This window comes from Thermoplasmata archaeon (assembly GCA_036395115.1).
Taxonomy (GTDB): Archaea; Thermoplasmatota; Thermoplasmata; order RBG-16-68-12; family RBG-16-68-12; genus RBG-16-68-12.
Genome location: DASWDU010000012.1, coordinates 1 through 23,543 on the forward strand (window position 1 = coordinate 1; position 23,543 = coordinate 23,543).

The window sequence follows — 23,543 nt, forward strand, 5'->3', positions numbered from 1 at the left end:
CAAGATGATCTGCATGCGGTGTCGCTTCATGCTGTCAGAATGTCGAGCATGACACCATTCATGGGAGATCTGTCGGACCACTTTCAGTCCAGGCATGATCCGGAGTGGAAGCTTGTTTGATCGGTGCCCGGTTTCGAGCCAAGGCAAGGCGCCGATATAATATCGACATGGTGAGGGCACTGACTGCGACGAACGGTCCGAAGGGGATGCTGAGGTTCAGCAACGGCCATCCGCCATAGGTAATCAAGCTGGGCGGCACTGCTGCCGTCGCCGTCAAGCCTAAGACTGACGCAGCCGCCTCTCCGGTAATGCCTCCTGCGCCGACGGCCACGGTGACTAGGGCAATTGAGCGCTCGCCCCCCCTAGCAAGGTGCAGGAGAGGAAGGCCCACACACGTCAGAAACAAGAAAGCCGCAGCAGTCGCAAAAGAAACGAATATGGCCAGTGTGGCAGAGACCTGAGCGGCTGACCTACTGAGGAAGGACAAAGGGATTAGGGAGGCGCTCAACACGGCCGCGAAGCAAGCCGCAAACAGGGCGTTTCTCGACGGGGCCATGACTGACGCCAGTTCAGGGTCGGAGTCCAGGATTTCCGGGCGCAACTGGCGGAAACCCAACGCAATGTAGATGAGAGCGATTGCGTCGAGCGCAAGTCCAGCGTAGACAGTGACAGATCCGCCAACGCCGAGCGTGCCTGTTGAAGGATCTTGGCGGTAGTACGCGTCGATGGCCGCGAAGAAGAGCCAAGCACTTAGCGTCGTTAGCGAGGCGGATACGGCGTAGATGAGCAGAGCCGTCGAAATCGACGCAAGCCCGCGTGGGATTCGATCGCGTTTGAGCGCTCTCACAACATCGGCCTCCGGTGGCCCATCGCGCTTGAGATTCTACGACAATCTCCGGTTTGGATATATGCCCATGCCGGCGTAGGAATCACCCTCCACCGCAAGCCGACTGATCTGCCTCGTCGCGCTGGGCAGTCGGGCGCTCGTTCATAGTGTGAAGCCCGCCACTTTGTTGCTAAACAATCTTTCGCAAGTCGTGTGCGGAGGTGGTTTTTCACGAATTGACCAGCCGTCTCGGAATCAGAATCGCAGTTGTCCCTGCAGCCAATGATGACACGGGGTTATTGTTTGCTCCGAATGAAGACGTCGCACCCGAAGCATTCTTAAACCACCCCGGCCTCGCCCTCCATGTGGCCCGCTTCCCCGAAGCCGAGCGCCGCCGGCTGCACAAGATGATCTGCATGCAGTGCTACGCACGCAACGCGATGCGTGCGACCCGCTGTCGGAAGTGCGGGAGCAAAGAGCTCCGGCCGAAGGCGAAGGAAGCGCGCAAGGAATAGGCTCTCGTCCCGAACCCTTCGGGGCTCGCCCGGTGATTCTGGGGAGGATGTCCCTCTCAATTATCGTCGCGGCATAGTAATGTTAAATAGGGGCCCGCCAACCTTACACCGACCCGGGGAGCCGCAATGAGACGAGGTGCGTTCATAGCGATGCTCCTCCTAGCCGCGCTCCTGGCGTCGCCCCACGCCTCCGCGGATCCCTTGGGGACGAGCAACGTCACCTACTACCCTGCGGGTCCGTCGCAGGTTTCCCTCCATCTCGGCGAGTCCCTCGACTACCCGTGGGTGTTTTTCAATGGCGAGACCGCGAAGGTCTACGTGAACCTGACCGCCGAAGGCGACCTCGGGTTTGCCGCGGTCGCCTCGCCCTTGTTTGTGGTCCTTGACGTGAACGGGTCGGACGAAATCGTCCTCCGCCTGAAGGCACCCTCGCAGGGGACGAGCGAATCCGGGTCCGTCCGGGTCCACCTGATGGCGATTAACCTGCAGACGAACGCGATGGCGACGCAGGATGTCGTGGTGCCCATCGTCCTCCTCGGACCTCTTCCGTCGCAGGATGCCACGGGAAAGATCCTGGGGATTTGGCCGAACCCGCTGCCGCCGCCGCTCGACAACGACTGGGCCGCGTTTGGCGTATCGATCCTGGCATGGCTCGGGATCGCCACGGGCCTGGCGTTCATCGTCCATCCGATCGTGAAGGCGGTCCTCCGGCGGGCGACGGCCAAGCTCGAGGATGTCGTCCACATCCTCCGGTTTCCTGTGTTCGTCCTCACGCTCCTCTACGGTGCCGTGCGCTCCCTCGTGATCCTTGGCCTGCCGCCCGACCCGACGCTCTACGCGCTCTATCGCGTCCCGATCGCCCTGATTCTCACGTGGGTCGGCTACCGGATTTTCCGTGACATCCTCATGAGCTACGGGAGAGGGATTGCGAGGCGCGTGACGGGCGACGACCACGTGGTCCCGGCCCTCGAGAAGATCGGAGCCGTCGTCATCGTGATCCTCGGCCTCGTCTTCGCGGTACAGTCCCTCGGGTACGACATCACGCTCGTCCTCGCGGGGTTCGGTGTCATCGGCCTGGTGATCGCGTTCGCGGCGCAGGACACCGTGTCGAACTTCTTCGCGGGGCTGTACATCATGGTCGACCGGCCGTTCCGCGTCGGGGACCTCATCGAGATCGACCCGGACGTCATCTGCACGGTCCAGGATATCGGGCTCCGGACGACGAAACTGTACTGGGGCAAGAACCACACCTTCATCATCATGCCGAACAACGAGTTGGCGAACCGGAAGATCGTCAACTACGTCCGCCCGAATCGTCGGTTCCGGACCAACGTCAAGGTCGGCGTGTCGTACCACAGCGACCTCGACAAGGTCAAGCAGGTCATGATGGACATCGCGCGCTCCCACCCTTGGATCCTGAAGGACGATCCCGAATTCGACCCCATTTTTCGGATCGTGGATTTCGGCGAGAACTCGATCCTCGTCATGATCATCGTGTGGGTCGACGACGTCGACCACCGGTGGCACATCGGGAGCGAGCTGAGGGAGCAGATCAAGAAGAGGTTCAACCAGGAAGGGATCGAGATTTCGTTCCCGCAACGGGTCGTCCAGATCCTCCCAGGTCCCGGCCCTCTCCCCGGGGACGGCGAGGGCGAGGATGCCGCCAGGTAGGTCGAGGATCCGGCTTCGGCGTCCCGGATTGGGACCGAGACGCGTCGACGCGTCCGCTCGATTCCATGCCCGTCGCGCGCTTTCGCCCACCCCCGAGGCTCATGCCTTAATATCTCGGGGGGCCATCCCCGCGTCCCTCGCGGGAAGGGGGACCGATAGAAATGGCTCAGAAACCGAACAGCGTCGTGCACGTGGAATTTCATTCGACCGCGCCTGAAAAGACGAAAGCGTTTCTCTCCGACGTCTTCGGGTGGAAGTTCCAAGATATGCCGGAGATGAACTACTCGACCTTCGAGCCCCCGAGCGCGCCCGGCGGCGGCCTTCAAAGGGCCGAGAACATGCCCGCCGGCGTCCTCGACTACGTCCTGACGGAGAACATCGACCAGACGCTCGGCAAGATCCGCTCCTCAGGTGGCACGGTCGTCACGCCGAGAACGGAGATCCCGGGGATGGGATGGTTCGCGGTCTTCCAGGATCCCACGGGGATCGCCCTCGCCCTGTACGAGGCGGGGCAGAGGCCCCGCGCGGTCCGTGCCAAACCCCGCCGGGCCGCCAGGAAGCCCTCCGGTCGCGGCCGAAAGCGGGGCCGCCGGTCCCGCTGAGTCGCGCGTGCCCGAGCCGAGTCAGGGACCTCCATCCCGGGAGCGGGGTCGTCGGGAATTGCACCCGCCACCCTCAGACAATCCGTGTTCCTTGAGGCGCGGCCCTACCAAGGGAGGGGCGTGCGAAACGTCCCAGCTAGGATGAGATGACTTGGACAGGCCCGGCCGCTTCCGCAAGATTCGCAAAGCGGTCGTCTCGGCAATCACATGGCATTCGAGTTCCATCGACGGCTGCACCGAGGCGTGGGCCCCCTAATCGCCGTTAGAGCGGGGCGACTCGCCTGGGGTCTTGGCGAAACACGTCGAGTGGAGGGATCTCGACCGGCGTAGCTCGCCCCGTTTCGATTACCGGCTGCGAAGCGACATATCGTGCCGGCGTCTTGCCTGCCGACGATGGCCCGAAGTGAACGTGCGGTCTTTTCGATGCGTGGCCTCGACTGTGCCGCTTGCGCGATCGACGTGGGGCGGGCGCTGAGGAAGCTGCCCGGCATTATTGAAGCGAACGTGAACTGCGTGATCGACAAAGGCTTCGTGGAGTTCGATCCGGAGAAGACGTCGTGGGACGCCGTCGCGAGGGTTCTGGAGAAGCGCGGATACCACGTCCTGAAGGGACTGTAGCGTGGCGTCTTCGATTGCCACGGCCGATACCGATGTCACAACCCTTATCCGCTCGTGGGACGACCGCCGACCGCGATGGGCTGGATTAGTCGTCGGATCGCGGGCTTCGTCACGTTCGCCGTCGTGACCGCGGTGCTCGGCGCCTATGCCGCAACGAGGGGATGGATCTCGGGGGAGCCGAGCCTGAGCACCGCCACGGGAGCCGTCATCCTCGGATTCGCTTTCCTCGTGTCCCTCGCCGTCACGTCGAACATGAAGCACAACGATCGGACGCGCAAGGCGTGGGAGGACTACCAGCGGGCCTGGCAAGAGTACTACGCGCGGTTGTACCCCAGCTACGGACGTCAACGGTGACCCCTCGCACGCAAGGCTCATTTCCACGCGGGTCGTGTCCTCGGCGATGTTCTTCGAGCAGCGTCTGATCGGGGCGATGCGAAACTTCGGGTACGTGATCGGGGACCCGGCCACGAAAGTCGCGGCGGTGATCGATCCGAGTTTCGATGCCCGGGTCCTCCAGAAGGCCGCGGCGGAGAACGGATACGCGATCGAGTTGATCTTCAACACCCACCACCATCCGGATCACATCTTCGACAATGGCCGCCTGGCCAACGAAACGGGCGCGAAGATCGCCGCGCATCGCCTCTCGAACGTCGCGAAAGACGTGGTCCTCGAGGACGGCCAAATCGTCGGCGTCGGCGAGCTGAAGGTAAAGGTCGTCCACACGCCCGGCCATTCGCCGGACTCGTGCTGTTACATCGTCGCGGGCCGCGTCTTCACGGGCGATTGCCTGTTCGTCGGGGATTGCGGACGCGTCGACCTCCCCGGTTCGAGCATCGAGCAGATGTACGATTCCCTGTTCAACCGAGTGCGGACGATGGACGAGGCGCTCGTCGTGTGTCCCGGCCACCACTACGGACCGAGGCCCCTCTCGACGATCGGCGAAGAGAAACGGACGAACTACACGATGCAGCCCCGGACTTTGGACGAGTTCATGCGGTTCATGGCCTCGCCCTAACCGGTCGGGATGTCCGCGACAACGACCTCGGGCTTCGCCTTCGGCTTGCGTTTCCGGGGCGCCCTCTTCGCACCGCCCCTCGCCGACTTCCGCCCTTTGCCGTCCTTCGCCGGGCACTTCATGTTGATGCATAGGACCCACGGCGGCCGTCCGCGGGAAATCACCTTGATGACCGGGTGTCCGCACGCGTTGCATCGGTCCTCCGTCGGCACGATCAGACCGCGTTGCGGGAGCGGGTACGAGTTGTCGCATTTCGGGTAGCTCGAGCAACCGACGAACCGTTTGCCATACGTCCCGTGTCGGATGCTCAGCTCCCCATCACCGCACTTCTCGCACCGACCGATGAAGTTCCTCTCCCGAACGGTCGGGCAATCGGAGGCGACGCAGTACGTGGTCGTGCGCCCCCGGTCCGTGTGCTTGATCATCGGGGCGCTGCACTCCGGGCAGTTCTCCTCGGCGCTCTGGACGATCCCCATCTGCGGGAGCGGGTGCGTGTTCCGGCACGCCGGGTAGCGATCGCACCCGAGGAACCGCGACCCGCGGCGGGAGCGGATGACGGTCAGGTTGCCCTCCTTGCAGAGGTTGCACTTGCCGATGTAGTTCTGTTCCCGGAGTGCCGCTTCGATCTCCTGCCCGATCGCCTCTCGGTTCGCCTCGAGGGTCTCGAGGACCTCGCTGAGCATCTGCTGCGATTCCCGGACGACGTCCTCCCGCGCGCGGACGCCCGTCGCGATCCCTTCCATGTCCGCCTCGAGGTGGGCCGTCATCTCCGGCTGGGTGATGCGTTGCGCGTGGTCCGCCAGCGCCTCGATCACCGCGCGGCCGCTCGTCGTGGGCCGGGGGTACTTCCCCTCCATGAACTTCCGGTCGTACAGCTTCTTGAGGATCTCGTGTCGCGTGGACTTCGTGCCGAGCCCGAGCCGCTCCATCTCTTGGATCAACGAGCCTTCGCTGTACCGCGGTGGCGGTTTCGTCTGGTCGTCCCGCACGACGACGGGTCCCGCGCGCTCGAGCGCCTCGTCGACGGCCAGGCGCGGAAGGACCGCCTCGCGGACCGTCCAGTAGGGGTAGTACTTCCGCCATCCCGGCGACGTCATCCGGTAGCCCTGGGCGACGAACACCTGCCCGCCGAGGTCGATCTTCGCCTCGGAGGCCTGGATGACCGCGGACGGCGCGACGGTCGAGAAGAATCGACGTACGACGAGCTCGTAGATCCGCCAGTGGTCCTCTCGCTTCACGCGGTCCCGGGCGACGCCTTGGACCGGGTAGATGGGCGGGTGGTCGGTGGCCTCCGTGCGTCCCCGGCTCGGCGAGATCCGCTCTTGCGCGAGGAGTTCTCGCGCGTCGTCCGCGAAGGGGGAGTCGGCGAGTTTCTCGAGGACGGACCGCAGGTTGATCGTCGACGGATACACCGTGTTGTCCGTCCGTGGGTACGAGATGAACCCGGACTGGTACAGGTCCTCCGCGATCCGCATCGCTTGGGCCGCGCCGAAACCGATCCGGTTCGCCTCCGCGACGAACATCGTCGTGTTGAAGGGTGGCGGCGGCCGTTCCTCGCGTTCGTTCTGGATGTACTCCCGCACGAGCCCTCGGGGCGCCCCCTCGGCCTGGGCCTGCGCGGCTTGCGCCTCCCGACGCGCCCAGAAGGGTCCGTGCTCGTGGTCCGCGTCGAACTCGACGGGAGTGCCATCGACGTCCTTCCGGAACCTCGCGTGGAGGGTCCAGTAGTCTTGCGGGGGGAAGTTCTCGATCTCGCGCTCCCGATCCACGATCAGCGCGAGCGTGGGGCTCTGGACCCGGCCGACGGACAGGAAGTCGCGTCCCATCTGCTTCGAGGCGATGGACACGAACCGCGTCAGCACGGCGCCCCACGCGAGATCGACGGACTGCCGGGATTCCGCCGACCAAGCGAGCGGATAGTCGACGTCCACGAGGTTCGAGAACGCCCGCTCGATGTCCCACTTCGTGAGCGCGGAGAAGCGCGCGCGTCGGATCCGGACCTCCGGACGGGCTTCTTTGATGATCTCGAGCGCCTCGACGCCGATGAGCTCGCCCTCGCGGTCGAAGTCCGTCGCGACGATGACCTCGTCGACGTCGGCCGCGAGCGTGCGGAGGGCGGCGCCGATCTTTCCCTCGGTGACGACCTTCTGAGGCTCCGCCCACACGAGCTCCTTGAGGTCGACCCGCGTCCAGTCGTTGAGCGCCTCCGGGTAGTCGAGGTTGATGATATGGCCCCGCAGGCCGACGACGCGGACGCGGTCCTCGCCTTGAACGAATTCGAAGACGGTCGTGCCGTCGGCGTGGGAGCGCTTCGCCTTCCCGCCGCTGAGGATCGTCGCGATCCGAACGGCGGCGTTGAACTTCTCTGTCACAATGAGTCGGCGCACGGAAGGGTTCGCACGAAGGGGGCTCTATTTAACGATTTGGCGCTGGATGTTTCCGTGCGATGGTTGCTCGCACGCGCGTTTACCGCACGCGCACGCGAACATCGGCTAAGAGGTCATCGTGTGCAGGAACGCCCGTCGGAGGGAATCCGTTGCGCCGCGCGGATCCGACGCGTCCATGATCGCGGAGACGACCGCGATGCCGGCAACCCCGTGACGGGCAAAGAGCCCTGCGTTGTCCGGCGTGATCCCTCCGATTGAGAAGACCGGGAGTCCGGACCGATGGAGGACGCCGTCGAGGACATCCAACGGGAGCAAAGGCTCGTCGGGTTTCGTGGGGCTCGGGAAGAACGGGCCGACGGCGAGGTAGTCCGCACCTGCCTTCGCCGCCACGTCTTCCTCGCCCGGCGTGCCGTAAACCGTCACTCCGATGATCGCCGTGGGGCCGAGGACGAGCCGCGCGGGGCCCGGCGATGGATCGCCCCGACCGAGGTGCACGCCGTCCGCATCGAGGCGTCGCGCGAGTTCGGGATCGTCATTCACGAGGAAGGGCACGTCGTGGGACGTGCACAGCCCTCGGAGCCCGCGGCCTGCCTGCGTCCGTTCCGCCTCCGAGTACGCACCCTTGTCCCGCATCTGGACGACGGACACGCCGCCTTCGAGTGCCGCTTCGACGATCGACACGAGCCGCTCGACGGGCCGTTTCGGCGATGTCACGAGGTACACGCCACGGAGCGTCCGGTTCCGCCTCGGAGGACGCGTCAGGCAATCTCCCCGGCGAGGGCGCGGCTGAACGCCACCCAGAACGGATCCCGTTCCGCGGGCTCGAACGGACGGCCGCGGTCGATGCATCGCTGGCCGGCCTTCGTGAATGCGCCGATGTCCGCGGCGCGGCTTCCGATCTTCTTGAGGCGTGCGGTGACATCGTCGGCAGAACCCGGCTCGACCGCGATGAGGAGTGTCCCCTCGCTGATGGCGTCGAGCGGATCCATGCCGAAGACGTCGGAGACGGCCTCGACGGCGGGATCGATGGGGACTTTCGACAGGTCGACGTTGACGCCCAGGCCGGACGCCTGCGACATCTCCCAGACTGCGTTGCGCACGCCGCCTTCCGTGGCATCGTGCATCGCCCAGACGCCGCGGCCTCGCAAGCCCACGGACGCCGCGGCGATCGCGTCGTCCACGGTGCTCATCGACTCGAACAGCGCCCGGGCGGCGCGGGCCGTCTCCGGCCCGAGTCGACGCTCGACGAGCTCCGGGAACGTGTTCGAGAGGATCGCGGTCGCCTCGAGAGCCGCGGTCTTCGTGACGAGGAGGCGGTTCCCCGCCCTCGCCATGTTCGCGGTCACCCACCCGTCCTCCGGTGCGATCGCCAAGAACGTCGCGCCGCCCACCATGGGATAGGCGCAACCCTCGTACCGGCCGGTATGGCCGGTGACGATCGCCGCGCCGTACTTCTTCGACTCGCGGTCGATCACCCGCAGCATCGTCTCGATTTGGTCGTCCTCGATGTCCATGGGGAGGTTCCAGTCCAGCGTGATGTACTGCGGCGCCACGCCAGACGTCGTGAGGTCGGACGCGAGGATGTGAAACGAGAACCATGCCGCCCGCTCCCAGCCGTACTGAGGCACGATGTAGATCGGGTCTGTCGTCGAGATCATCGCGCGTCCGTCCGGGAGGAGCACGACGCCGACGTCCACGCCGTTCGCGGGTCCGACGGCCACGTCGCTTCGCTTCACGCCCAGATGGCGAGCGATGACGTTCTCGAAGAAGGCGCGGCTCACCTTGCCCATCGGGTACTTGGGCGCCGCATGCATGTCCGGAGGACTCCTCAGGGTCCCCTAGCTGACAACAACCGCATGTTCCCTACGCCGGCATGACCCGGATCAGGTTCCAAGGGTCTATCCCTCATTCGGGATACTCTCAGCCCCTCTGGGGCTCCCCGGGCCTTGGGAAGCGAGGCGCGTACTTGAACGTTCCTCGTGCGGTACGCGTCGGTTCACGTGTTCGCTAGGAGCTTCGCAACATCCGCGGGGTAGTCTGCGACTGGGACGCCTGCGTCCGCGAACGCCCGCACCTTCGATTCTGCGGTGCCTCGGCCTCCCTGGATGATCGCGCCGGCGTGTCCCATGCGCTTCCCCGGCGGTGCGGTCCGACCCGCCACGTAGGCCACGACGGGCTTCGACACATGCCGCTTGATGAATTCTGCGGCTTCCTCTTCGGCCGTCCCGCCGATTTCCCCGACGACGACGATCCGCTTCGTCTGGCGGTCCTTCTGGAACATCGCGAGCGCTTCGACCGTGCTCGTACCGATGATCGGGTCTCCTCCAATTCCGACGCACGTCGACTGCCCGAAGCCCCCCTGGGTCATCGCGTTCACGATCTCGTACGTCAGCGTGCCGCTACGGGAGATCACGCCGGCATCGCCCGTCCGGAAGATGTGATTCGGCATGATGCCCATCTTCGCCTGGCCCGCGGTCGTGATGCCCGGGCAGTTGGGGCCGATGATCGTGCAGCCCCGGCTCCGCGCATAGGGCATCAGCTCGAGGCAATCGTGGAACGGGATGCGCTCCGTGATGATGACGACGAGTTTGAGCCCCGCCTCGATCGCTTCGATAGCGGCGTCCTTCGCATACGGCGCGGGGACGAAGATGATGGAGGCGTTCGCCCGCGGGCCTCGCACCGCTTCCAGGACGCTGTCGAAGACGGGCACCCCGTCGACCGTGGCGCCTCCTTTCCCAGGCGTGACGCCGGCCACGACCTTCGTGCCGAATTCGAGCATCGCGCGGGTGTGGAACTGGCCTTGGTGTCCCGTGATCCCTTGGACGACGACGCGGTCCTTCGACGTGAGGAGGACGGCTATTTCACCCGCCTCCCGACTTCACCTTGACCGCGAGTTCGGCGGCTTCCTCCATCGTCTCCGCGGCATGCATGCCGATCGACCGCAGGATCTCCTTCGCCCGGCCTTCGTTGACTCCCTTGATCCGGGCGACGACGGGGATCCGCGCGTGCATGTCTTCGAGGGCCCCTTGCACGCCGAGCGCGACCGTGTCCGCCTTCGTGATCCCGCCGAAGATGTTCAGCAGGATGACGGACGGCCTGGCCTTTATCAGGATCTCGAACGCCTGCTTCACTTTCTCCGGATCGTCCGTGCCGCCGAGGTCGAGGAACGTCCCGCCCCGGCCGCCCTTCAGGTTCAGCACGTCGAGCGTCGCCATCGTCAGCCCGGCGCCGTTCGCGATCACGCCGATGTCGCCGTCGAGCTGGATGAACGTGATGCCCTTCTCGTGGGCCTCCTGCTCCAACGGCGTGCGATCTTGGTCAAGACCCGCGTACTCCGGGTGGCGGTATTCCGCGTTGTCGTCGATCACGAGCTTCGCATCGCCCGCGATCACCCGGCCGTCCCGCGTGACTGCGAGCGGGTTGATCTCCACGAGCTCCGCGTCCTCCTTGCGGAACAGGTCGTACGACCGTCGCACGATGTCCGCGACCCGGTCGCCCACGTCTGCGGGCAACCCCAGGGAGGACCGCATCGTCCGCAGGACATAGGGCTGGAGGCCCGCCATCGTCGGCACGTGCTCCATGAAGATCTGATCCCGGGGCACCGCTTCGATCTCGACCCCGCCCGTCGCGCTCGCCATCAGGAGCGGCTCTCGGGCGGAGCGGTCGATCGTGAGGCCGACGTAGAGCTCCTTCGTGATGTCCAGCCGCTCCTCGAGGTAGACTTGCTTGACTCGGTATCCGTGGATGTCCATGCCGAGGATCTGCCGCGAGACCGCGCGGGCTTCCTCCAGAGATTCCGCCGGCTTGATGCCTCCCGCCTTGCCGCGACCGCCGACGAGCACCTGGGCCTTCACCATGCAGGGAAGCGGCGGATCGGAGATGTCCTCGGGCTTCGACGCGACGATGCCTCGGGGGATTGGGATGCCGTAGCGCGCGAAGATTTCTTTCGCCTTGTGCTCGAGAAACTTCATGCCGGCGCGCCGCGGATGCGCCGCGGAGCGTTAAGGTTTGCCGAGCGCCGGTGCGTCCCGAGTCCTAGATCGGTGTCCCGGTCGTCATGACGAGATCTCGGAACGCCTTCATGATCTTCTTCGTCGTCGGACCCGGCTTCCCGTCCCCGATGGACCGACCGTCTAGCTCGACGACGGGGCCGATCTCGGCCGCCGTGCCTGTGATGAACGCCTCGTCCGCGGCCCAGACGTCGTAGAGGGTGAAGAGCCGTTCCTCCGGCTTCAGGCCGAGTTGCGGCACGATCTCGAGGACGGTCTCCCTCGTCACCCCGGGAAGGTTCGTGGACGAGAACGGGGTCGTGACCGTCGAGTTGCGGACGATGAAGAAGTTGTCCGCGGTCGCTTCGGACACGTAACCGTGGATGTCGAGCATCAGCGCCTCGTCGGCGCCGTACTGGTTTGCCTCGACCCGGGCCATGATGTTGTTCAGGTAGTTCAGGGACTTGATCGACGGGCTGAGGCTCTGCGGCGGCACCCGACGGTACGACGATGTCACGAGCTTCATGCCTCGTTCGTAGACCTTGCCGTACAGCGAAATCTGCGGCTGCGCGATGATCACGACGCTGGGCCCGGACTTGCACTTCCTCGGATCGAGGCCCAGGTCGCCCTTGCCTCGCGTGATGACGGGCCGGATGTACCCCTCGTGGATCTCGTTCCTCCGGCACGTCTCGAGGATGAGGTTCGCCATCTCCTCTTTCGTGTGCGGGATCTTCAGGTCGATGGCCTTCGCGGAATGGAAGAGCCGCTCCAGATGCCGCTCCAGCTTGAAGATCCGTCCGTTGTACGCCCGGATCCCTTCGAAGACGCCGTCCCCGTACAGCAGGCCGTGGTCGAAGACGCTGACCTTCGCCTCGGATTGGGGGTAGAACTTACCGTCAACGTAGACGCTCAGATCCATCGCGCGGCCCCCGGACACGGATGTATCACCGCCATCGGTAAAAGACTTTGTTTCCCGTTTCTCGGAGTCGTTCGTTACCGGAACTTCTCTCCCGTGAGCCGCTCGAACAGGCCAACGTAGAGGGCCGTCGCCTGCTCCCTTACGTCGGCGGGGAGCGGCGGGATCTCGGGCTCTGGCTTCTCGCCCGCGCGGGCCGCCATGAGCGCCTCGTGGTAGCCGATCTTGCGGTAGTACTGTCGGACGAATTCCTTGCTCAGCTCGACCTGCTCGCCTCTCTCGTACGCGTCGAGATCCCAGAACCGGTCTTCGTCGGCGGTCCCGAACGTGTCGACGAGCATGAGTTGTCGCTCGCGGTCCATCGCGAATTCCTTCTTCCCGTCGACGTGAATCAGCCCTCGCTTCCTCACGTCCGCGTTAAGCCGTTCGTCGATCCGGAGGACCGCGTCTACAAGCGCCTGGTACTCCCGTGGACTGAGCTTCGAGATCGCGAGTGCTTCCTGGGTCGTGAGCTCGCGGTCCACCTTCTCGAGTTTCGTCGTGACCTCGACGAACGGCTCTGGCAGCAGCTCGCCGTACGCAGGCACATGCCCTCGCGAGAACCCGGCATCCTCGGGTCGGACCTTTCCCTCCTTAATCCGATCGTGCAACGAGCCGGCGACGTAGTAGCGCGCGATGACCTCGAGGGGGATGAGGAAGTTCGTCGTCCGGGCCGTAATCCGGTCGTATTCCGGGATCACTTGGACCCGGCGGACGCGCATCCGGTTCCCACCTTCGAGGCGGAGGAAGTGCGTGCGGATGCCCAGCCCGTCGACCGTCGCGAACCAGTGCGCGGCGGTGCGGCACAGCGTCTCGCCCTTGTGTGGGACGAGCGTCGGGATGACCTTGTCAAAGACACTGATCTGGTCCGTGAAGACGAACTCGAGTTCGTCGTCGGAAACCTCGTAGACCTCCTTCACCTTACCCTTCCGGAGGAACCGCACGGTCTAGCCGGAGTCCGGAGGACCGGCGGTCCTCTTAGGGATTTGGGTATGCGGGGTACTCGATGCGCTCCGCGACCTCGCGGGCGAGCTCCGGCCCGAAATGTTTCGTCAACAGGTAGAGCCCGAGGTCGATCGAGGCGGTGACGCCAGCCGCCGTCGTGATGAGGCCGTCCTCGACTACCCGCGCGTCGACGACGTCCGCCACCGTGCGGAGCTCGTCCATCGCACTGCGGTGCGTCGTGGCCTTCCGGCCCGCGAGGAGGCCCGCCGCCTTCAGGATGAGGGCGCCCGTGCACACGCTGGCCACGGGCTTCTCCGTGCCGAAATCCAACAGGGCCTTCAGCGCCTCCTCGTCCTTCAAGAGTTCTTCGCGGCCCGGTCCGCCCGGGACGACGACGAGATTGAGATCCGAGAGTTCCCGCCGGACCTCGTGGGCCAGGAACTTCATCCCCAGGGCCCCGACGATCTCCTCCTTGATGGCCCGGAACCGGACCGTCAGGTCGAGCTGCGGATGAAGCTGCTTCGCCTTCGCGAGGACTTCGTAAACACCCACCGCGTCGAGTTCCTCGACGCCGTCGAACAGCAGGATGCCCACGCGCACGGCGCCGGGGTTGTCGGCCGCCGGCTTAATCATTGCGGCGTAGATTCGGGGAACCTGTCAAGTTGCTCGAGGCGTGGACGCGAGTGACGCAGTACCTGATTCCGGACTTCGGCAAGGCGTCGCGTGGGGACTATCGAAAGTTCCAGAAGACCTACCGGAAATTTCGGAGGGTTGGCCCGAGCCATATCGCAAATCGCTACGAAGGATCCCGGTTCGTCATCGAGGGATATGCTGCAGACTTTGTTGACTTGGCGTCCGATTTCCTCCTGATGTGCGCGCACCCATCACACGCGCATCTGTACTCAAAGACACAACCGGGTGGGTTTGCTGCGCCGTTTCAGGAAGGAATTGAGGTCACAATTGGTTCGCTCGAGAATCCCCGCGCTGCCGGTGCCGCGGCCTCGCGTGCGATAACCTCCTTCCGCTACCAGGCACGGCCCGCAATTTCGGGTTCCCGCCCATTGGTGGAAGGTTCCGAAGCCGAGACCGGCGGAGACCAAGAGGGGTTCCGCATCGAAGGGAATCTACCCGCGCTATTGTCCTTCGCTCAGCATTGTTTGGACCTTGCTGAGGATGAGACAGCGGCGGGCACGTTGATTCGGTATGAGCCTGGACAGGAACTCACGGTGGATTCGTTTCCACTTGGACTGCGGCGTAGGGACGAGAGCGTTTGACCTACCGCACGTCACGCCCGCGAGAAAACTCAGAAGACTTCCATGTCGCCGTGGACTTCGATTCCCTGGTCCGTGATGCTGTACGGCTTCACGGACCGCGGATGTTTGAGGCGCCGCATCTTGATCACCTGGATTACGAGTTGGACGTCCCCGTTCTCCCGCTCGTTGAAGCGCAGGCCGATTACGCCGTCGCTGACGTACTCGACGAGGCCGTCGCGGCTCGACCGCGCGTTGTCGTCCTTCACCTCCGCCGTGAAGACGCACGTGGCGCCCGTCGACTTGAGTTGCTTGCAGAGGGAGAACAGCTTTTCCCGCCGCTCCGTGTCGTCCGCGAAGAGCATGTTCAGCAGGCTGATCGAGTCGACGGCCACCCGCGACGCCCCGGACCGCTTGATGAAATCCGGCAGCTCCGACTTGATCCGCGTGACGGTCGTCTTCGCGTCCGCGGGCTCGAGCTTCACGATATGCAGCTTCTTCTCCTTCAGGTACGGCCTCAGATCCCAACCGAACGAGGCTGCGTTCGCGATGACCGATTCGACGTCCTCCTCGAGGGAGATGAAGATGCCTTTCTCGCCGTTGATCAGGCCCTGCATGAGGAACTGCAGCGCGAAGGTCGTCTTGCCGGTGCCGAACGACCCCATGACCGTGATGATGTGTCCCGCGGGAACCCCCCGGCCGAGCATCTCGTCGAGGCCGTCGATCCCCGTGAGGACGAATCCTTCCGCCGCCGCATCCGTTCCGTCCGTCGACCTCTCGGGCTCCGTCTCCGTTTCGGTCAAGCGATCACCTCAGGAAATCCGCTCCATGTACACGACGACGAGGCCGTGGTTCGCCGAGACCATCGTTGGGAATCGGGCGATCTTGTCTCGCGGCAGATGGGGCAGGACCCCGGTGAACTTCTCGAGATACATGTAGCGCTGACGCGTGCTCGATCTCGAGGACGTCCTCCATTCGAAGACGAGGCAGCCGTCCGTGCTGTCCATCAGGAGCTGCTCGTTCCGGTGCTCGAGGATGCCTCGGGTGAGCATCAGGTACACGAGGCCGTTCCATCGCTTCGCCGCCCGCTGCATCCCTTTGATCGTCGTGACGAGGTCCCGTGCCTCCACGAGGTCGGAGATCGCGAGGTCCGTCAGCGAGTCGATGACGACGATCGAGTCGTGCGCGTTGTCGTCGAGGAACGTGACGAGTTCCTCCAGGAGATTCGAGGACGGGAGGTCGAACGGCTCGTCATCCCGAGTCCAAGAGGCCGGCACGACGCTGTGTCGGAAATACGTGCTCGAGAAGTCCTTGAAGACGGTCCGGTCGCGAAACGCGCGATAGTAATCCCCATTGAACGACGTCGCGAGCTCCTGGAGGATGATTTCTTTCGAGCGGGAGAAGGTCACATAGCAAACGTGCGACGGCAGATCGGAATCGTCGCAACGGTCACCGAGGTAGTAATGGCGCGCCTCCGGCCGCTCGTTCACGAGGGCGACCTTCGAACCCGCCGTGTAGACGTATTCCTGCATGCCCGCGCCGATGTCTCCCAAGAGGAGGATCGTGGAGCCGCTCGGGAAACCGCCATCGACGATGCTGTCGAGGTCGGCGATTCCCGTGGGCACCTTCCGGACCCGCGTCGGCTCGAGCGGTTCCGGGAGAGCGTCGACGCTCAGATAGATGCTCTCATGAGGTAGAGCCATCCCAATCCCTCGGTCAATCCTGGCCGAACAGATAAAGCACTTTTGTAAAGCCATCGGGGATTTCGATCCGATCGGATCATGCGGGCGTCAATGTTCTGGGGCTTTTCAATATGGACAATCCGATAATATTCACGTCTCGTGCGTGCCCGCGATGGCCCTGTCCGAGCGGCTGGGGTCGTCGGCGCGGATCGACGTGCGGCAGGCCCCGCGCCCGCGTTCGCGAGGGGCCTTTGAAGAGCGGACCTTTGTCAACGACACCTTCATTGGTTATCACGCCGTGATAGCCACGCCGGCACGTTGAAAAGGACCACGCGCCGTGGCGAGCCTCCCGGAGGGACCCCTTGCCCGCCGTACGGAACCCGCTCATCGGATTCGGCCTGACGACGGCCACCTCCCTCGTCCTCTCGTTCCTCATCAGCGTCCCCGTCCTTTTCCTCCCCGACGCCGCGTTGCTCTTCTTCTACCTGCCGTTCGCCCTATTCGGCGTCGGCGCGGTCGCCGGTCGCACGACCTTCCTCGGCTCGATTGGATTCATCGGCGGGTCAATCGGCGGCTTCATCGGCGTGTACGTGTTCCAAGCGCTCCTCTACTCCGGCGGGTGGCCGCTGTGGCCCGTAGATTGGGAGATCCTCCTGATCCTGGGATTCGGGGCAGCGTGCGGCCTCGGTGGTTTCGCCAGCGGCAAGCTCGGCTTGCGCCGGATCGAGCGGATTACGGAGAACGCCCCGAAGATGCGTCGGTGCCTGAAGTGCGGCGCGAAGGTCGGCATCGCCGCGCGCAAGTGCTGGTCGTGCCGGTCGTATCTTCCGCCGACCTAGCCGTGCGCCCGTCGTCCGGGACCCGCCCGACGCTTCCCCGACGTCCGTCAGATTTTCTTCATCCGGCCGAGGATCGGTTCGTAGATGAGTCCTTTGTCCAAGAGGGAATTGATCGACTCCTCGAGGGCATCTTTCGTCACGCCCTTCGCGGACGCGGTCGCCAGGATGCCCTCCCAAGGAGCGCCTTTGCCGTCCTTGTCGAGGTCCCCGACGATCGCGAGGACCGCCTCCTCCGCCGCGTCGGGTTCCGGTGCGGGCTCCTCCGCGGGTACGGCCGGCTGCGCGGGCTCCCCGGCCCCGGCCGTCTCGCGGTATTCCGGCAACAGGTACCGCAAGCCTTCCGCGAGCATCGCCGTGTAGCGGGAGAGGTCCACCCTCCCATAGTGGTCCACCGCCCGCACGATCCCGTCGGCGATCGCCTCCTTCACGCCGATCTTCATGAGCCCCTCCTTCGTCAGCGGGTCCATCTTCTGGGCCTCCGCCATCGCATCGAGGCGCTTCCGGAGCGAGCGGCACGCCTCGAGGATCCAGTAGTCCCGGACCCCTCCGTCGACCGCCTTGATCCGTTCCGGGCGGACCGACGTGTACGTCGTGCCGGCCTCGGGCGAGTAGATGCGGCTCTTCCCGACGATCGCGCCGAACGCCGGCGGCCGGAGCTTCGAGAGGGCGGATGCGGCCTCCGGCTGATACTGGCCCGCGTAGACGTTGAACGTCCCGGTCGGATCCGAGACGCGCGCACGCCACATCGGCTGCATGTCCGTCCCGACGTTCTCGACGTCCGTGATGACGCCGACGACGAAGATCCGGTTCACCTTCGCGCCGAGCGGCGTGACGACGTACGACGGCGCGCGGTCCCCGCCGCCTTCCGCCTCGAGGTTCGCGTCGTTGTACTCCGAGGCGAACAGCCGCCAGGCGACCTCCCGTATCATGCGGAGCCCTCCAGGCCCTCGAGCATCTCCCGCGCCTCCGTCTGCACGTCGACCTTGAGGATCTTGGCGGAGTCCACGATCATCATGAGGCCGTAGTCGTCCGAAGTGACGTTCCCGCGGGCCTCGATCGGCTGCGCGACGATGACGTCCGCCAGCTCGTCCCGCACGACGTCGACGGACATCGCGTCCTTCGCCTGGGCGATGCACGCGTCGAGGGTCTTGTCCAGCAGCGCCTCCGTCAGCTCGCGGTCGAAGACCGCCGTCAAGGCGCCGGAGCCGTCGTCGAGGACCGCCTTCACGCGCAAATCCGGCTCGCCTTTCACCTCGCCATGGAGGCGGCACGCGCCTTTCCGCAGCACGCGCCGGCACTCGGGGCAACGGTACACGAGGCCGGAGCCCTCGCGGAGGTCGATCAGGATGCCTCGCACCGTGACGTCGGCGGCCCCGCCGCGCTCCGCGAGATCCTCGATCCACATCCGCGGGCTCAGGTTGAGCTGCGACGCCGGCGGCAGGAGGTCCGCCTTGAGCCGCGTGATCGTCGCGCGTTCGTCGAAGCTGACTTGGGGGATGCCCCGCCACGACTTCACGTACGCGCCTTCGATCCGCAGCACCTCGTCCTCCTTCAGGTCGAAGTCCTTCCAAGCGCTGAACTGCGCCTTGCCCGTCTCGTCCGCCAGGACGCCCGAGAAGACGGCTTTCGGGGCCCCGTCCACCTCGACCTCCCGCCTCTCGACGGAAAGGATGCGCGCGGTGGCGGCGACGTTCGAGGCGCCTTCGCGGAAGTCGACCACGCGGACCGGGGTCGGCTTGCCGGCGTACGGCGCGCCCGCCGCGGGCTTGTACTCGGGCAGCGCGTCCGGGGCTTCCTTCCCCACGGCGGTCCGCACGCCGAAGTTGACCTGCACCTGTCCGCGGTACTCCTTCGTGTACGCGTTCTGCACGCGGATCACGTCGCCCTTCGCGAGCGGGATCGGGAGCGGCTCCCACGCCGTGAAGGGCACCGTCGCGGTCGGGTCGCCGAGGATCCCGGACAGGATCCGCTTGGTGTCCTGGCCTTGCGGGGTGACCTCCTTCTCGTAGACGGCCACGACGCGGACGAGCAGGTTCACGCTCTGTTCGCCCGGCACGAGTTCCCGGATCGTCTTGCTCACGCCGACCGCGAGGGTCCCGGGATTCCCGCCGTGCTTTTTGACGATCGACCGCTTCGCCGTGTCCAGCGAAACGCGGTAGACGTTCAGGTAGCTCGACAGCTCCCGCTCGATCTCTTGCTCACTCACCTTGTCTCCGAGCGCCCGGGTGATGTCATGGACATGGGGCGCCAGTTCCTCCTTCACAGAAGTCACGTTCCCGAGGCGTGTCTGTTTCTCGCCTCGTCCACGCCGAGGAGGCCGCCGTATAAAGGGTTTCGGCGAGGTGCCCGAAAGTATTCCCAGGCGTGCGGCCGCAAGGTTCATTCCAGCGGCTCCCATGGAGAGGCCGTGGACACGGAAGAGATGCTCCGTGCGGTCCTCGAGTTCCTCCGGACCGCAAGGGAACTCGCTCCCAACAAGGTGCGAACTTCATGGGGTACGATCTATCGAGACGATCGGTTCCCCTTGATCCACCAGGCGAACCTCGGATGGGTGTCGGTCCCTCCGGACGAGGGTCCGGCCAAGATGCTGACGGACCTCGAGGATGCCTTTCGCGGGACGGCAGTCCGCCATCGGGTCCTCCTGTTCGAGGACGCGGAGCGGGCGTTCGAAGTCCAAGAAGAGTTCGTCCGACTCGGATTCCGCCCGACCGCGGAACTCGCCATGGCCAAGGTCGGGCTCCCGGATTGCATCGTGAATCATGAGGTCGAGATCCGTCCCGCTGCGGACGGATCCGGAATCGACGAGTTCCGGTCGATCATGATGGCCACCGAGGCGGCCTTCGGCTATTCGCCCGCGGTCCTCGACCAGTTGTGGGGCCTCCAGCGAGAACGCTCCCAGGCGGTCGGTATGTACCCCTACGTCGGGTACTTGAATGGCATACCCGCCGGGACGATCAGCGTGTGGCCCCGCGGCACCTTCGCGTGGATCGATGACGTGGCGACCCACCCGGACTTTCGGATGCGGGGCGTTGGACGCACGATGATCTTCGAGGCGTGCAAGCGAGCGATCGAGGCGGGATGCGAGTGGGTCGTCTTGATCTCCGACCTTTTCGATACGCCGCAGGAGATGTACAAGACGCTCGGGTTCCATCCCATCGGAGAAGTCCGCGGCTTCCTCCGCGAAGGTGAATAGGGCGGTCGGGAGGGAAGCTCGGGTTGCAGGTTGTTATAGTCGAATAACTATAACAGCCGAATCTTTCTTAGCCGGGATGGGCGGTCGCCCCGGCGTGGACCTCGGTCTCCAAGGGAAGGTCGCCCTCGTCACCGCGGCGAGCCAGGGAATGGGCCGCGCGACGGCCCTCTCCATCGCGCGGGAAGGGGCAAAGGTCGCGATCTGCGCTCGAAACCAGGGGCCTCTCGACGCCGCCGCTGAGGAGATCCGGAAGGAGACGAACGCGGAAGTCCTGGCGGTCCGCGCGGACGTGTCCAAAGCCGCCGACATCCGCGCCTTCGTCGACGCCGCCACCGCGGCGTGGGGCGGCATCGACCGGCTCGTGGTGAACGCGGGCGGGCCGCCGACGGGCCGCCTCGATGCCTTGACCGAAGAGCAGTGGACGCAGGCCTATGAACTGACGTTCCAGAGCGCCGTCCGGCTGATCCGCCTGTGCGCGCCTTCCATGAAATCGCGGGGAGGAGGGGCCGTCGTCGCGATCACGTCGATCAGTGTGAAGCAGCCGGTCGAGAACCTCCTGCTATCGAACACGATGCGCGCCGCGGTCGTGGGGCTCGTGAGGACCGTTTCGCGGGAGCTCGCTTCGGACCGGATCCGCGTGAACGCGGTCGCGCCGGGCTGGATTGCGACGGACCGGCTCATGGACCTCATGCGGGGCCGTGCGGAGCGGGAGAGTCGAAAGCTCGAGAGCGTCGTGGACGAAAGCCTCCGGGAGGTCCCGCTCGGGCGGTTCGGCGAGCCCGGGGAGGTGGCGGACCTCATCACATTCCTCCTGTCGGAGCGGGCCGCGTACATCACAGGGAACGTGATCCAGATCGATGGCGGGCTATACCGCGGGTTGCTCTAAGCCGGAGGGTCACGGCCGTGGCAGCGGCTTTAGACCTGCCGCTTCGGCTGCTTGCTCGGGATGTTCGAGCACGACCAGCACGACCGGCGGGAGGTGCTGTTCCACGCCCGGCACTGGCGGCACTGCCAGGTGTCCGAGGCGGGGGCGGCCCCCGGTCGGAGGCTGAGGCGGGTCACGGCGGCCCCGCACGACCAGCAGACGGTCAACGCGGCCTCGTTCACGACGCCGCAGTGCGGGCAATCCCACGCGGGGCCGAGGAGCTTCGGGAGCTTCCGCGCGCGGAGGTGCCAATCGACCCACGCGAAGACGACGCCGCCGACGAGGAGAACCAAGAGCGCGCCGGACAGGAGGTCGTCCACGTCGGCGAAAATTCCCGTGCCCGGGTAATATAGGCTCTCGGCCGGATATCAGCCGCGATACTTGGTCGTCGACGTCCGGATCACTGGTTGAACGTCTCGACTTTCTCGTACGTCTGCTTCAGGTACTTGATCAAGACGTCGCGGTTCCGCCGCAGGTGGCTCTCGTACCACACCCGGACGAGGTCGGCGAAGATCCGGTGCAGGTCGTCCACGTTCACGCGGTCGAGCGGCTGGTCGTAGAGCGTGTGGATCGTCCAGATCCGCTTCCACCCGCTGTATTTGTAGTAATGCTCGCCCTCGCAGTACTCGAACGTCACGCGCAGATGGACCTTCCGGTCCGCCTCGACGTAGTTCACCTTGAGCGCGTCCCCGATCCGCCCCTGGTCCATCGATCGGTCGAGGAGCTGCACCGTCTGCACGGCCGCGAGGTTGAATCCGGGGCGCCAATGCCAGTCGCCGTCGGGGAACGTGTCCGGGAACACGCCCCAGTTCGTGTACGACGGCTCCATCGCGAAGTGCACGTTGATCTTGTTGAAGCGCTTCCAGACCCTCCAGAAGTCCTCGATCAACGTCTTGTTGAGCTCGAGCCGGGCGACGTTCTGCTCCCCGACGTCCTCGATGATCTCCTTGGTCTTCTTGTCGAGTTCCGCATCGAGGGAGGAGAACCAGTCATCCCCCTTGGCCTTCTTCGCGGCCATGGCCAAGTCCCTTCTCTCCAGCGCCGAATGAAATGTCTCGCTATATAGGTATTTGTCAGCCGCCTCGGGAGGCGCTATGACTCGAGGGACGAGATGTTGACGATCGCGTAGAACGTGCGAAACGCCTGTTCGAAGTCCGGCGCATCGAACTCGAGGCGGGTGCCGCCGACCCGGCGCACCGCCGGGATCATTGCGGCTAGGTCCGTGTGGTCCGTGCTCTTGAACTCGACGACCATCTCGACCGGCTTCCTCGCCTGCAACGGAGGGATCGACTTGGCGTCCGTCACGGCCTTGGTCGCCTCCGCGCGGATCAATTCGCGCGCCTTCTTCGGATGGAGGTTCTTCGCCGCATTCGCTCCCGTCGCTTCCTTCACGGCGACCGTGTGCACGTTCGGGATCAGGGCCTTCGCCTCCGCGGTGACCGCGGAATCGCCCGTGACGAGGACGACCGGGACCCCATGGTGGCCCGCGAGGTAGGCGTTGATGCCCGTTTCGCCGACCTCGACGCCGTTTACCTCGACCCGCGCGATCCTGCCCGTGTACGTGTGGTCGAGGATCGCCCGCGGGGTGCCCGCCCTCGCATGGTAGCCGATGAACACCACCGCGTCGTACGACTCGTCGAGCCCTTGGACCATCGAGAACGTCCGGGGTGAGCCGCGGACCAACGTCGCGGCTTCGTGGAGCTCCTCAGGCACAAGATTGTCGCAGTTCGCGTGCGAGTCGGCGACCAGGATGTCCGTCGCGCCGGCCTTCGCGCAGCCTTCGATGGCGGCATTCCCTTCCTGCGTCATGAGCCGTCGATTCGCCTGGTACGCTTCGCCTCCCTTCTCCGGGTCCGTCTCCAGCTCCCCGACGATCCCGCAGATTCCTTCCATGTCGATCGAGATGAAGACCTTCACCGCGTCCCCTCGAGGGGAAGGGATTCGCCACCTTAACGCTTCTCGGCGTTCCATCACGTTGCGGTTTCGCGGACTACCGGGCGCACGTTTAAGCCGTGATGCGCGAACGATGTCGACATCAACGGGGCCTGCCCCCAGGAGGAGTTAGACCCCACCATGGCAACGAAGAAACACGCAAAGAAAGCCAAGAAAGGCAAGCGCTGATCGTCGACGC

At 65.1% G+C, this 23,543-nt stretch carries 27 protein-coding genes and 1 riboswitch; of the genes, 11 read left to right on the top strand and 16 right to left on the bottom strand.

Annotated elements, in window-relative coordinates:
• Positions 1-58 precede the first annotated feature (58 nt).
• On the bottom strand, positions 59-847 hold the full coding sequence (locus tag VF992_02775) for a hypothetical protein (GenBank protein HEX9340080.1): 789 nt from the start codon (positions 845-847) through the stop codon (positions 59-61).
• 344 nt (positions 848-1,191) lie between these two features.
• On the opposite strand from VF992_02775, the gene VF992_02780 reads away from it, so the two are divergent.
• The 6 genes from VF992_02780 to VF992_02805 all read left to right on the top strand — a co-directional run bounded on the left by VF992_02780 (position 1,192) and on the right by VF992_02805 (position 5,247).
• On the top strand, positions 1,192-1,341 hold the full coding sequence (locus VF992_02780; GenBank protein ID HEX9340081.1) for a 50S ribosomal protein L40e: 150 nt from the start codon (positions 1,192-1,194) through the stop codon (positions 1,339-1,341).
• Between the two features lie 150 nt (positions 1,342-1,491).
• On the top strand, positions 1,492-3,012 hold the full coding sequence (locus VF992_02785; GenBank protein ID HEX9340082.1) for a mechanosensitive ion channel family protein: 1,521 nt from the start codon (positions 1,492-1,494) through the stop codon (positions 3,010-3,012).
• 161 nt (positions 3,013-3,173) lie between these two features.
• The gene (locus VF992_02790) at positions 3,174-3,614 is read left to right on the top strand and encodes a VOC family protein (GenBank protein HEX9340083.1); all 441 of its coding nucleotides are present in this window, start codon (positions 3,174-3,176) and stop codon (positions 3,612-3,614) included.
• A 393-nt stretch (positions 3,615-4,007) separates the two neighbouring features.
• Positions 4,008-4,232 (top strand): heavy metal-associated domain-containing protein, encoded by a 225-nt coding sequence (locus tag VF992_02795; GenBank protein ID HEX9340084.1) that lies wholly within the window; start codon positions 4,008-4,010, stop codon positions 4,230-4,232.
• 75 nt (positions 4,233-4,307) lie between these two features.
• Positions 4,308-4,586 (top strand): hypothetical protein, encoded by a 279-nt coding sequence (locus tag VF992_02800; protein ID HEX9340085.1) that lies wholly within the window; start codon positions 4,308-4,310, stop codon positions 4,584-4,586.
• A gap of 46 nt (positions 4,587-4,632) precedes the next feature.
• Entirely contained in the window at positions 4,633-5,247 is a 615-nt protein-coding gene (locus VF992_02805) for an MBL fold metallo-hydrolase (protein HEX9340086.1), read from the top strand.
• On the opposite strand, the gene VF992_02810 is transcribed toward VF992_02805, so the two are convergent.
• From VF992_02810 to VF992_02845, 8 genes are all read right to left on the bottom strand, one after another.
• Positions 5,244-7,634, bottom strand: a complete 2,391-nt coding sequence (locus VF992_02810) for a DNA topoisomerase I (protein HEX9340087.1) — start codon at positions 7,632-7,634, stop codon at positions 5,244-5,246. The two genes, VF992_02805 and VF992_02810, sit on opposite strands and share 4 nt — an antisense overlap.
• Positions 7,635-7,739: 105 nt before the next feature.
• On the bottom strand, positions 7,740-8,348 hold the full coding sequence (thiE, locus tag VF992_02815; protein HEX9340088.1) for a thiamine phosphate synthase: 609 nt from the start codon (positions 8,346-8,348) through the stop codon (positions 7,740-7,742).
• Between the two features lie 44 nt (positions 8,349-8,392).
• Positions 8,393-9,448 carry an AIR synthase family protein gene (locus VF992_02820; protein HEX9340089.1) on the bottom strand — a complete coding sequence of 352 codons (1,056 nt, stop codon included), beginning with the start codon at positions 9,446-9,448 and terminating at the stop codon, positions 8,393-8,395.
• A gap of 28 nt (positions 9,449-9,476) precedes the next feature.
• Positions 9,477-9,584, bottom strand: a riboswitch (TPP riboswitch).
• Positions 9,585-9,630: 46 nt separating this feature from the next.
• The gene (gene sucD, locus VF992_02825) at positions 9,631-10,494 is read right to left on the bottom strand and encodes a succinate--CoA ligase subunit alpha (protein ID HEX9340090.1); all 864 of its coding nucleotides are present in this window, start codon (positions 10,492-10,494) and stop codon (positions 9,631-9,633) included.
• Between the two features lies 1 nt (position 10,495).
• Positions 10,496-11,605, bottom strand: a complete 1,110-nt coding sequence (gene sucC / locus VF992_02830) for an ADP-forming succinate--CoA ligase subunit beta (protein ID HEX9340091.1) — start codon at positions 11,603-11,605, stop codon at positions 10,496-10,498.
• 64 nt (positions 11,606-11,669) lie between these two features.
• The gene (ilvE, locus tag VF992_02835; GenBank protein HEX9340092.1) at positions 11,670-12,542 is read right to left on the bottom strand and encodes a branched-chain-amino-acid transaminase; all 873 of its coding nucleotides are present in this window, start codon (positions 12,540-12,542) and stop codon (positions 11,670-11,672) included.
• 74 nt (positions 12,543-12,616) lie between these two features.
• The gene (locus VF992_02840; GenBank protein ID HEX9340093.1) at positions 12,617-13,522 is read right to left on the bottom strand and encodes a phosphoribosylaminoimidazolesuccinocarboxamide synthase; all 906 of its coding nucleotides are present in this window, start codon (positions 13,520-13,522) and stop codon (positions 12,617-12,619) included.
• A 34-nt stretch (positions 13,523-13,556) separates the two neighbouring features.
• Positions 13,557-14,123, bottom strand: coding sequence for a DJ-1/PfpI family protein (locus VF992_02845; protein HEX9340094.1), 567 nt, complete (start codon positions 14,121-14,123; stop codon positions 13,557-13,559).
• An 83-nt stretch (positions 14,124-14,206) separates the two neighbouring features.
• Here VF992_02845 and VF992_02850 point away from each other — a divergent pair, with 83 nt between their 5' ends.
• Positions 14,207-14,797 (top strand): hypothetical protein, encoded by a 591-nt coding sequence (locus VF992_02850; protein HEX9340095.1) that lies wholly within the window; start codon positions 14,207-14,209, stop codon positions 14,795-14,797.
• Positions 14,798-14,826: 29 nt separating this feature from the next.
• Here VF992_02850 and VF992_02855 read toward each other — a convergent pair whose 3' ends face one another.
• Together VF992_02855 and VF992_02860 are read right to left on the bottom strand one after the other, a co-directional pair.
• Complete coding sequence (locus tag VF992_02855; protein HEX9340096.1) at positions 14,827-15,576, bottom strand: KaiC domain-containing protein; 750 nt, start codon at positions 15,574-15,576, stop codon at positions 14,827-14,829.
• A gap of 9 nt (positions 15,577-15,585) precedes the next feature.
• Complete coding sequence (locus VF992_02860; GenBank protein HEX9340097.1) at positions 15,586-16,476, bottom strand: recombinase RecA; 891 nt, start codon at positions 16,474-16,476, stop codon at positions 15,586-15,588.
• A gap of 151 nt (positions 16,477-16,627) precedes the next feature.
• Between VF992_02860 and VF992_02865 the strand changes: the two genes are divergently transcribed.
• Together VF992_02865 and VF992_02870 are read left to right on the top strand one after the other, a co-directional pair.
• The gene (locus VF992_02865) at positions 16,628-16,777 is read left to right on the top strand and encodes a hypothetical protein (protein HEX9340098.1); all 150 of its coding nucleotides are present in this window, start codon (positions 16,628-16,630) and stop codon (positions 16,775-16,777) included.
• Positions 16,778-16,817: 40 nt separating this feature from the next.
• Entirely contained in the window at positions 16,818-17,294 is a 477-nt protein-coding gene (locus VF992_02870) for a hypothetical protein (protein HEX9340099.1), read from the top strand.
• A gap of 47 nt (positions 17,295-17,341) precedes the next feature.
• Here the strand turns inward: VF992_02870 and VF992_02875 are convergent, their stop codons facing one another.
• Together VF992_02875 and VF992_02880 are read right to left on the bottom strand one after the other, a co-directional pair.
• Positions 17,342-18,223 carry a hypothetical protein gene (locus VF992_02875; protein HEX9340100.1) on the bottom strand — a complete coding sequence of 294 codons (882 nt, stop codon included), beginning with the start codon at positions 18,221-18,223 and terminating at the stop codon, positions 17,342-17,344.
• Positions 18,220-19,557, bottom strand: a complete 1,338-nt coding sequence (locus tag VF992_02880; protein ID HEX9340101.1) for a hypothetical protein — start codon at positions 19,555-19,557, stop codon at positions 18,220-18,222. Before VF992_02880 ends, VF992_02875 begins: the two co-directional genes overlap by 4 nt.
• 144 nt (positions 19,558-19,701) lie before the next feature.
• Here VF992_02880 and VF992_02885 point away from each other — a divergent pair, with 144 nt between their 5' ends.
• Together VF992_02885 and VF992_02890 are read left to right on the top strand one after the other, a co-directional pair.
• Complete coding sequence (locus VF992_02885; GenBank protein HEX9340102.1) at positions 19,702-20,487, top strand: GNAT family N-acetyltransferase; 786 nt, start codon at positions 19,702-19,704, stop codon at positions 20,485-20,487.
• A 94-nt stretch (positions 20,488-20,581) separates the two neighbouring features.
• Positions 20,582-21,373 carry an SDR family oxidoreductase gene (locus VF992_02890; GenBank protein ID HEX9340103.1) on the top strand — a complete coding sequence of 264 codons (792 nt, stop codon included), beginning with the start codon at positions 20,582-20,584 and terminating at the stop codon, positions 21,371-21,373.
• A 29-nt stretch (positions 21,374-21,402) separates the two neighbouring features.
• Here the strand turns inward: VF992_02890 and VF992_02895 are convergent, their stop codons facing one another.
• From VF992_02895 to VF992_02905, 3 genes are all read right to left on the bottom strand, one after another.
• On the bottom strand, positions 21,403-21,732 hold the full coding sequence (locus VF992_02895; GenBank protein ID HEX9340104.1) for a zinc finger protein: 330 nt from the start codon (positions 21,730-21,732) through the stop codon (positions 21,403-21,405).
• 80 nt (positions 21,733-21,812) lie between these two features.
• Positions 21,813-22,430 carry a hypothetical protein gene (locus VF992_02900; GenBank protein ID HEX9340105.1) on the bottom strand — a complete coding sequence of 206 codons (618 nt, stop codon included), beginning with the start codon at positions 22,428-22,430 and terminating at the stop codon, positions 21,813-21,815.
• Positions 22,431-22,504: 74 nt separating this feature from the next.
• Positions 22,505-23,329 carry a M55 family metallopeptidase gene (locus VF992_02905; protein ID HEX9340106.1) on the bottom strand — a complete coding sequence of 275 codons (825 nt, stop codon included), beginning with the start codon at positions 23,327-23,329 and terminating at the stop codon, positions 22,505-22,507.
• Positions 23,330-23,543: the final 214 nt, after the last annotated feature.

What these genes read in the sequence shown, in the direction of transcription:
- VF992_02785 (HEX9340082.1), top strand. Translation starts at nt 1,492, where the DNA reads ATGCTCCTCCTAGCCGCGCTCCTGGCGTCGCCCCACGCCTCCGCGGAT.
- VF992_02790 (HEX9340083.1), top strand. Translation starts at nt 3,174, where the DNA reads ATGGCTCAGAAACCGAACAGCGTCGTGCACGTGGAATTTCATTCGACC.
- VF992_02795 (HEX9340084.1), top strand. Translation starts at nt 4,008, where the DNA reads ATGGCCCGAAGTGAACGTGCGGTCTTTTCGATGCGTGGCCTCGACTGT.
- VF992_02800 (HEX9340085.1), top strand. Translation starts at nt 4,308, where the DNA reads ATGGGCTGGATTAGTCGTCGGATCGCGGGCTTCGTCACGTTCGCCGTC.
- VF992_02805 (HEX9340086.1), top strand. Translation starts at nt 4,633, where the DNA reads ATGTTCTTCGAGCAGCGTCTGATCGGGGCGATGCGAAACTTCGGGTAC.
- VF992_02820 (HEX9340089.1), bottom strand. Translation starts at nt 9,448, where the DNA reads ATGCATGCGGCGCCCAAGTACCCGATGGGCAAGGTGAGCCGCGCCTTC.
- sucC (HEX9340091.1), bottom strand. Translation starts at nt 11,605, where the DNA reads ATGAAGTTTCTCGAGCACAAGGCGAAAGAAATCTTCGCGCGCTACGGC.
- ilvE (HEX9340092.1), bottom strand. Translation starts at nt 12,542, where the DNA reads ATGGATCTGAGCGTCTACGTTGACGGTAAGTTCTACCCCCAATCCGAG.
- VF992_02860 (HEX9340097.1), bottom strand. Translation starts at nt 16,476, where the DNA reads ATGGCTCTACCTCATGAGAGCATCTATCTGAGCGTCGACGCTCTCCCG.
- VF992_02865 (HEX9340098.1), top strand. Translation starts at nt 16,628, where the DNA reads ATGGCCCTGTCCGAGCGGCTGGGGTCGTCGGCGCGGATCGACGTGCGG.
- VF992_02875 (HEX9340100.1), bottom strand. Translation starts at nt 18,223, where the DNA reads ATGATACGGGAGGTCGCCTGGCGGCTGTTCGCCTCGGAGTACAACGAC.
- VF992_02900 (HEX9340105.1), bottom strand. Translation starts at nt 22,430, where the DNA reads ATGGCCGCGAAGAAGGCCAAGGGGGATGACTGGTTCTCCTCCCTCGAT.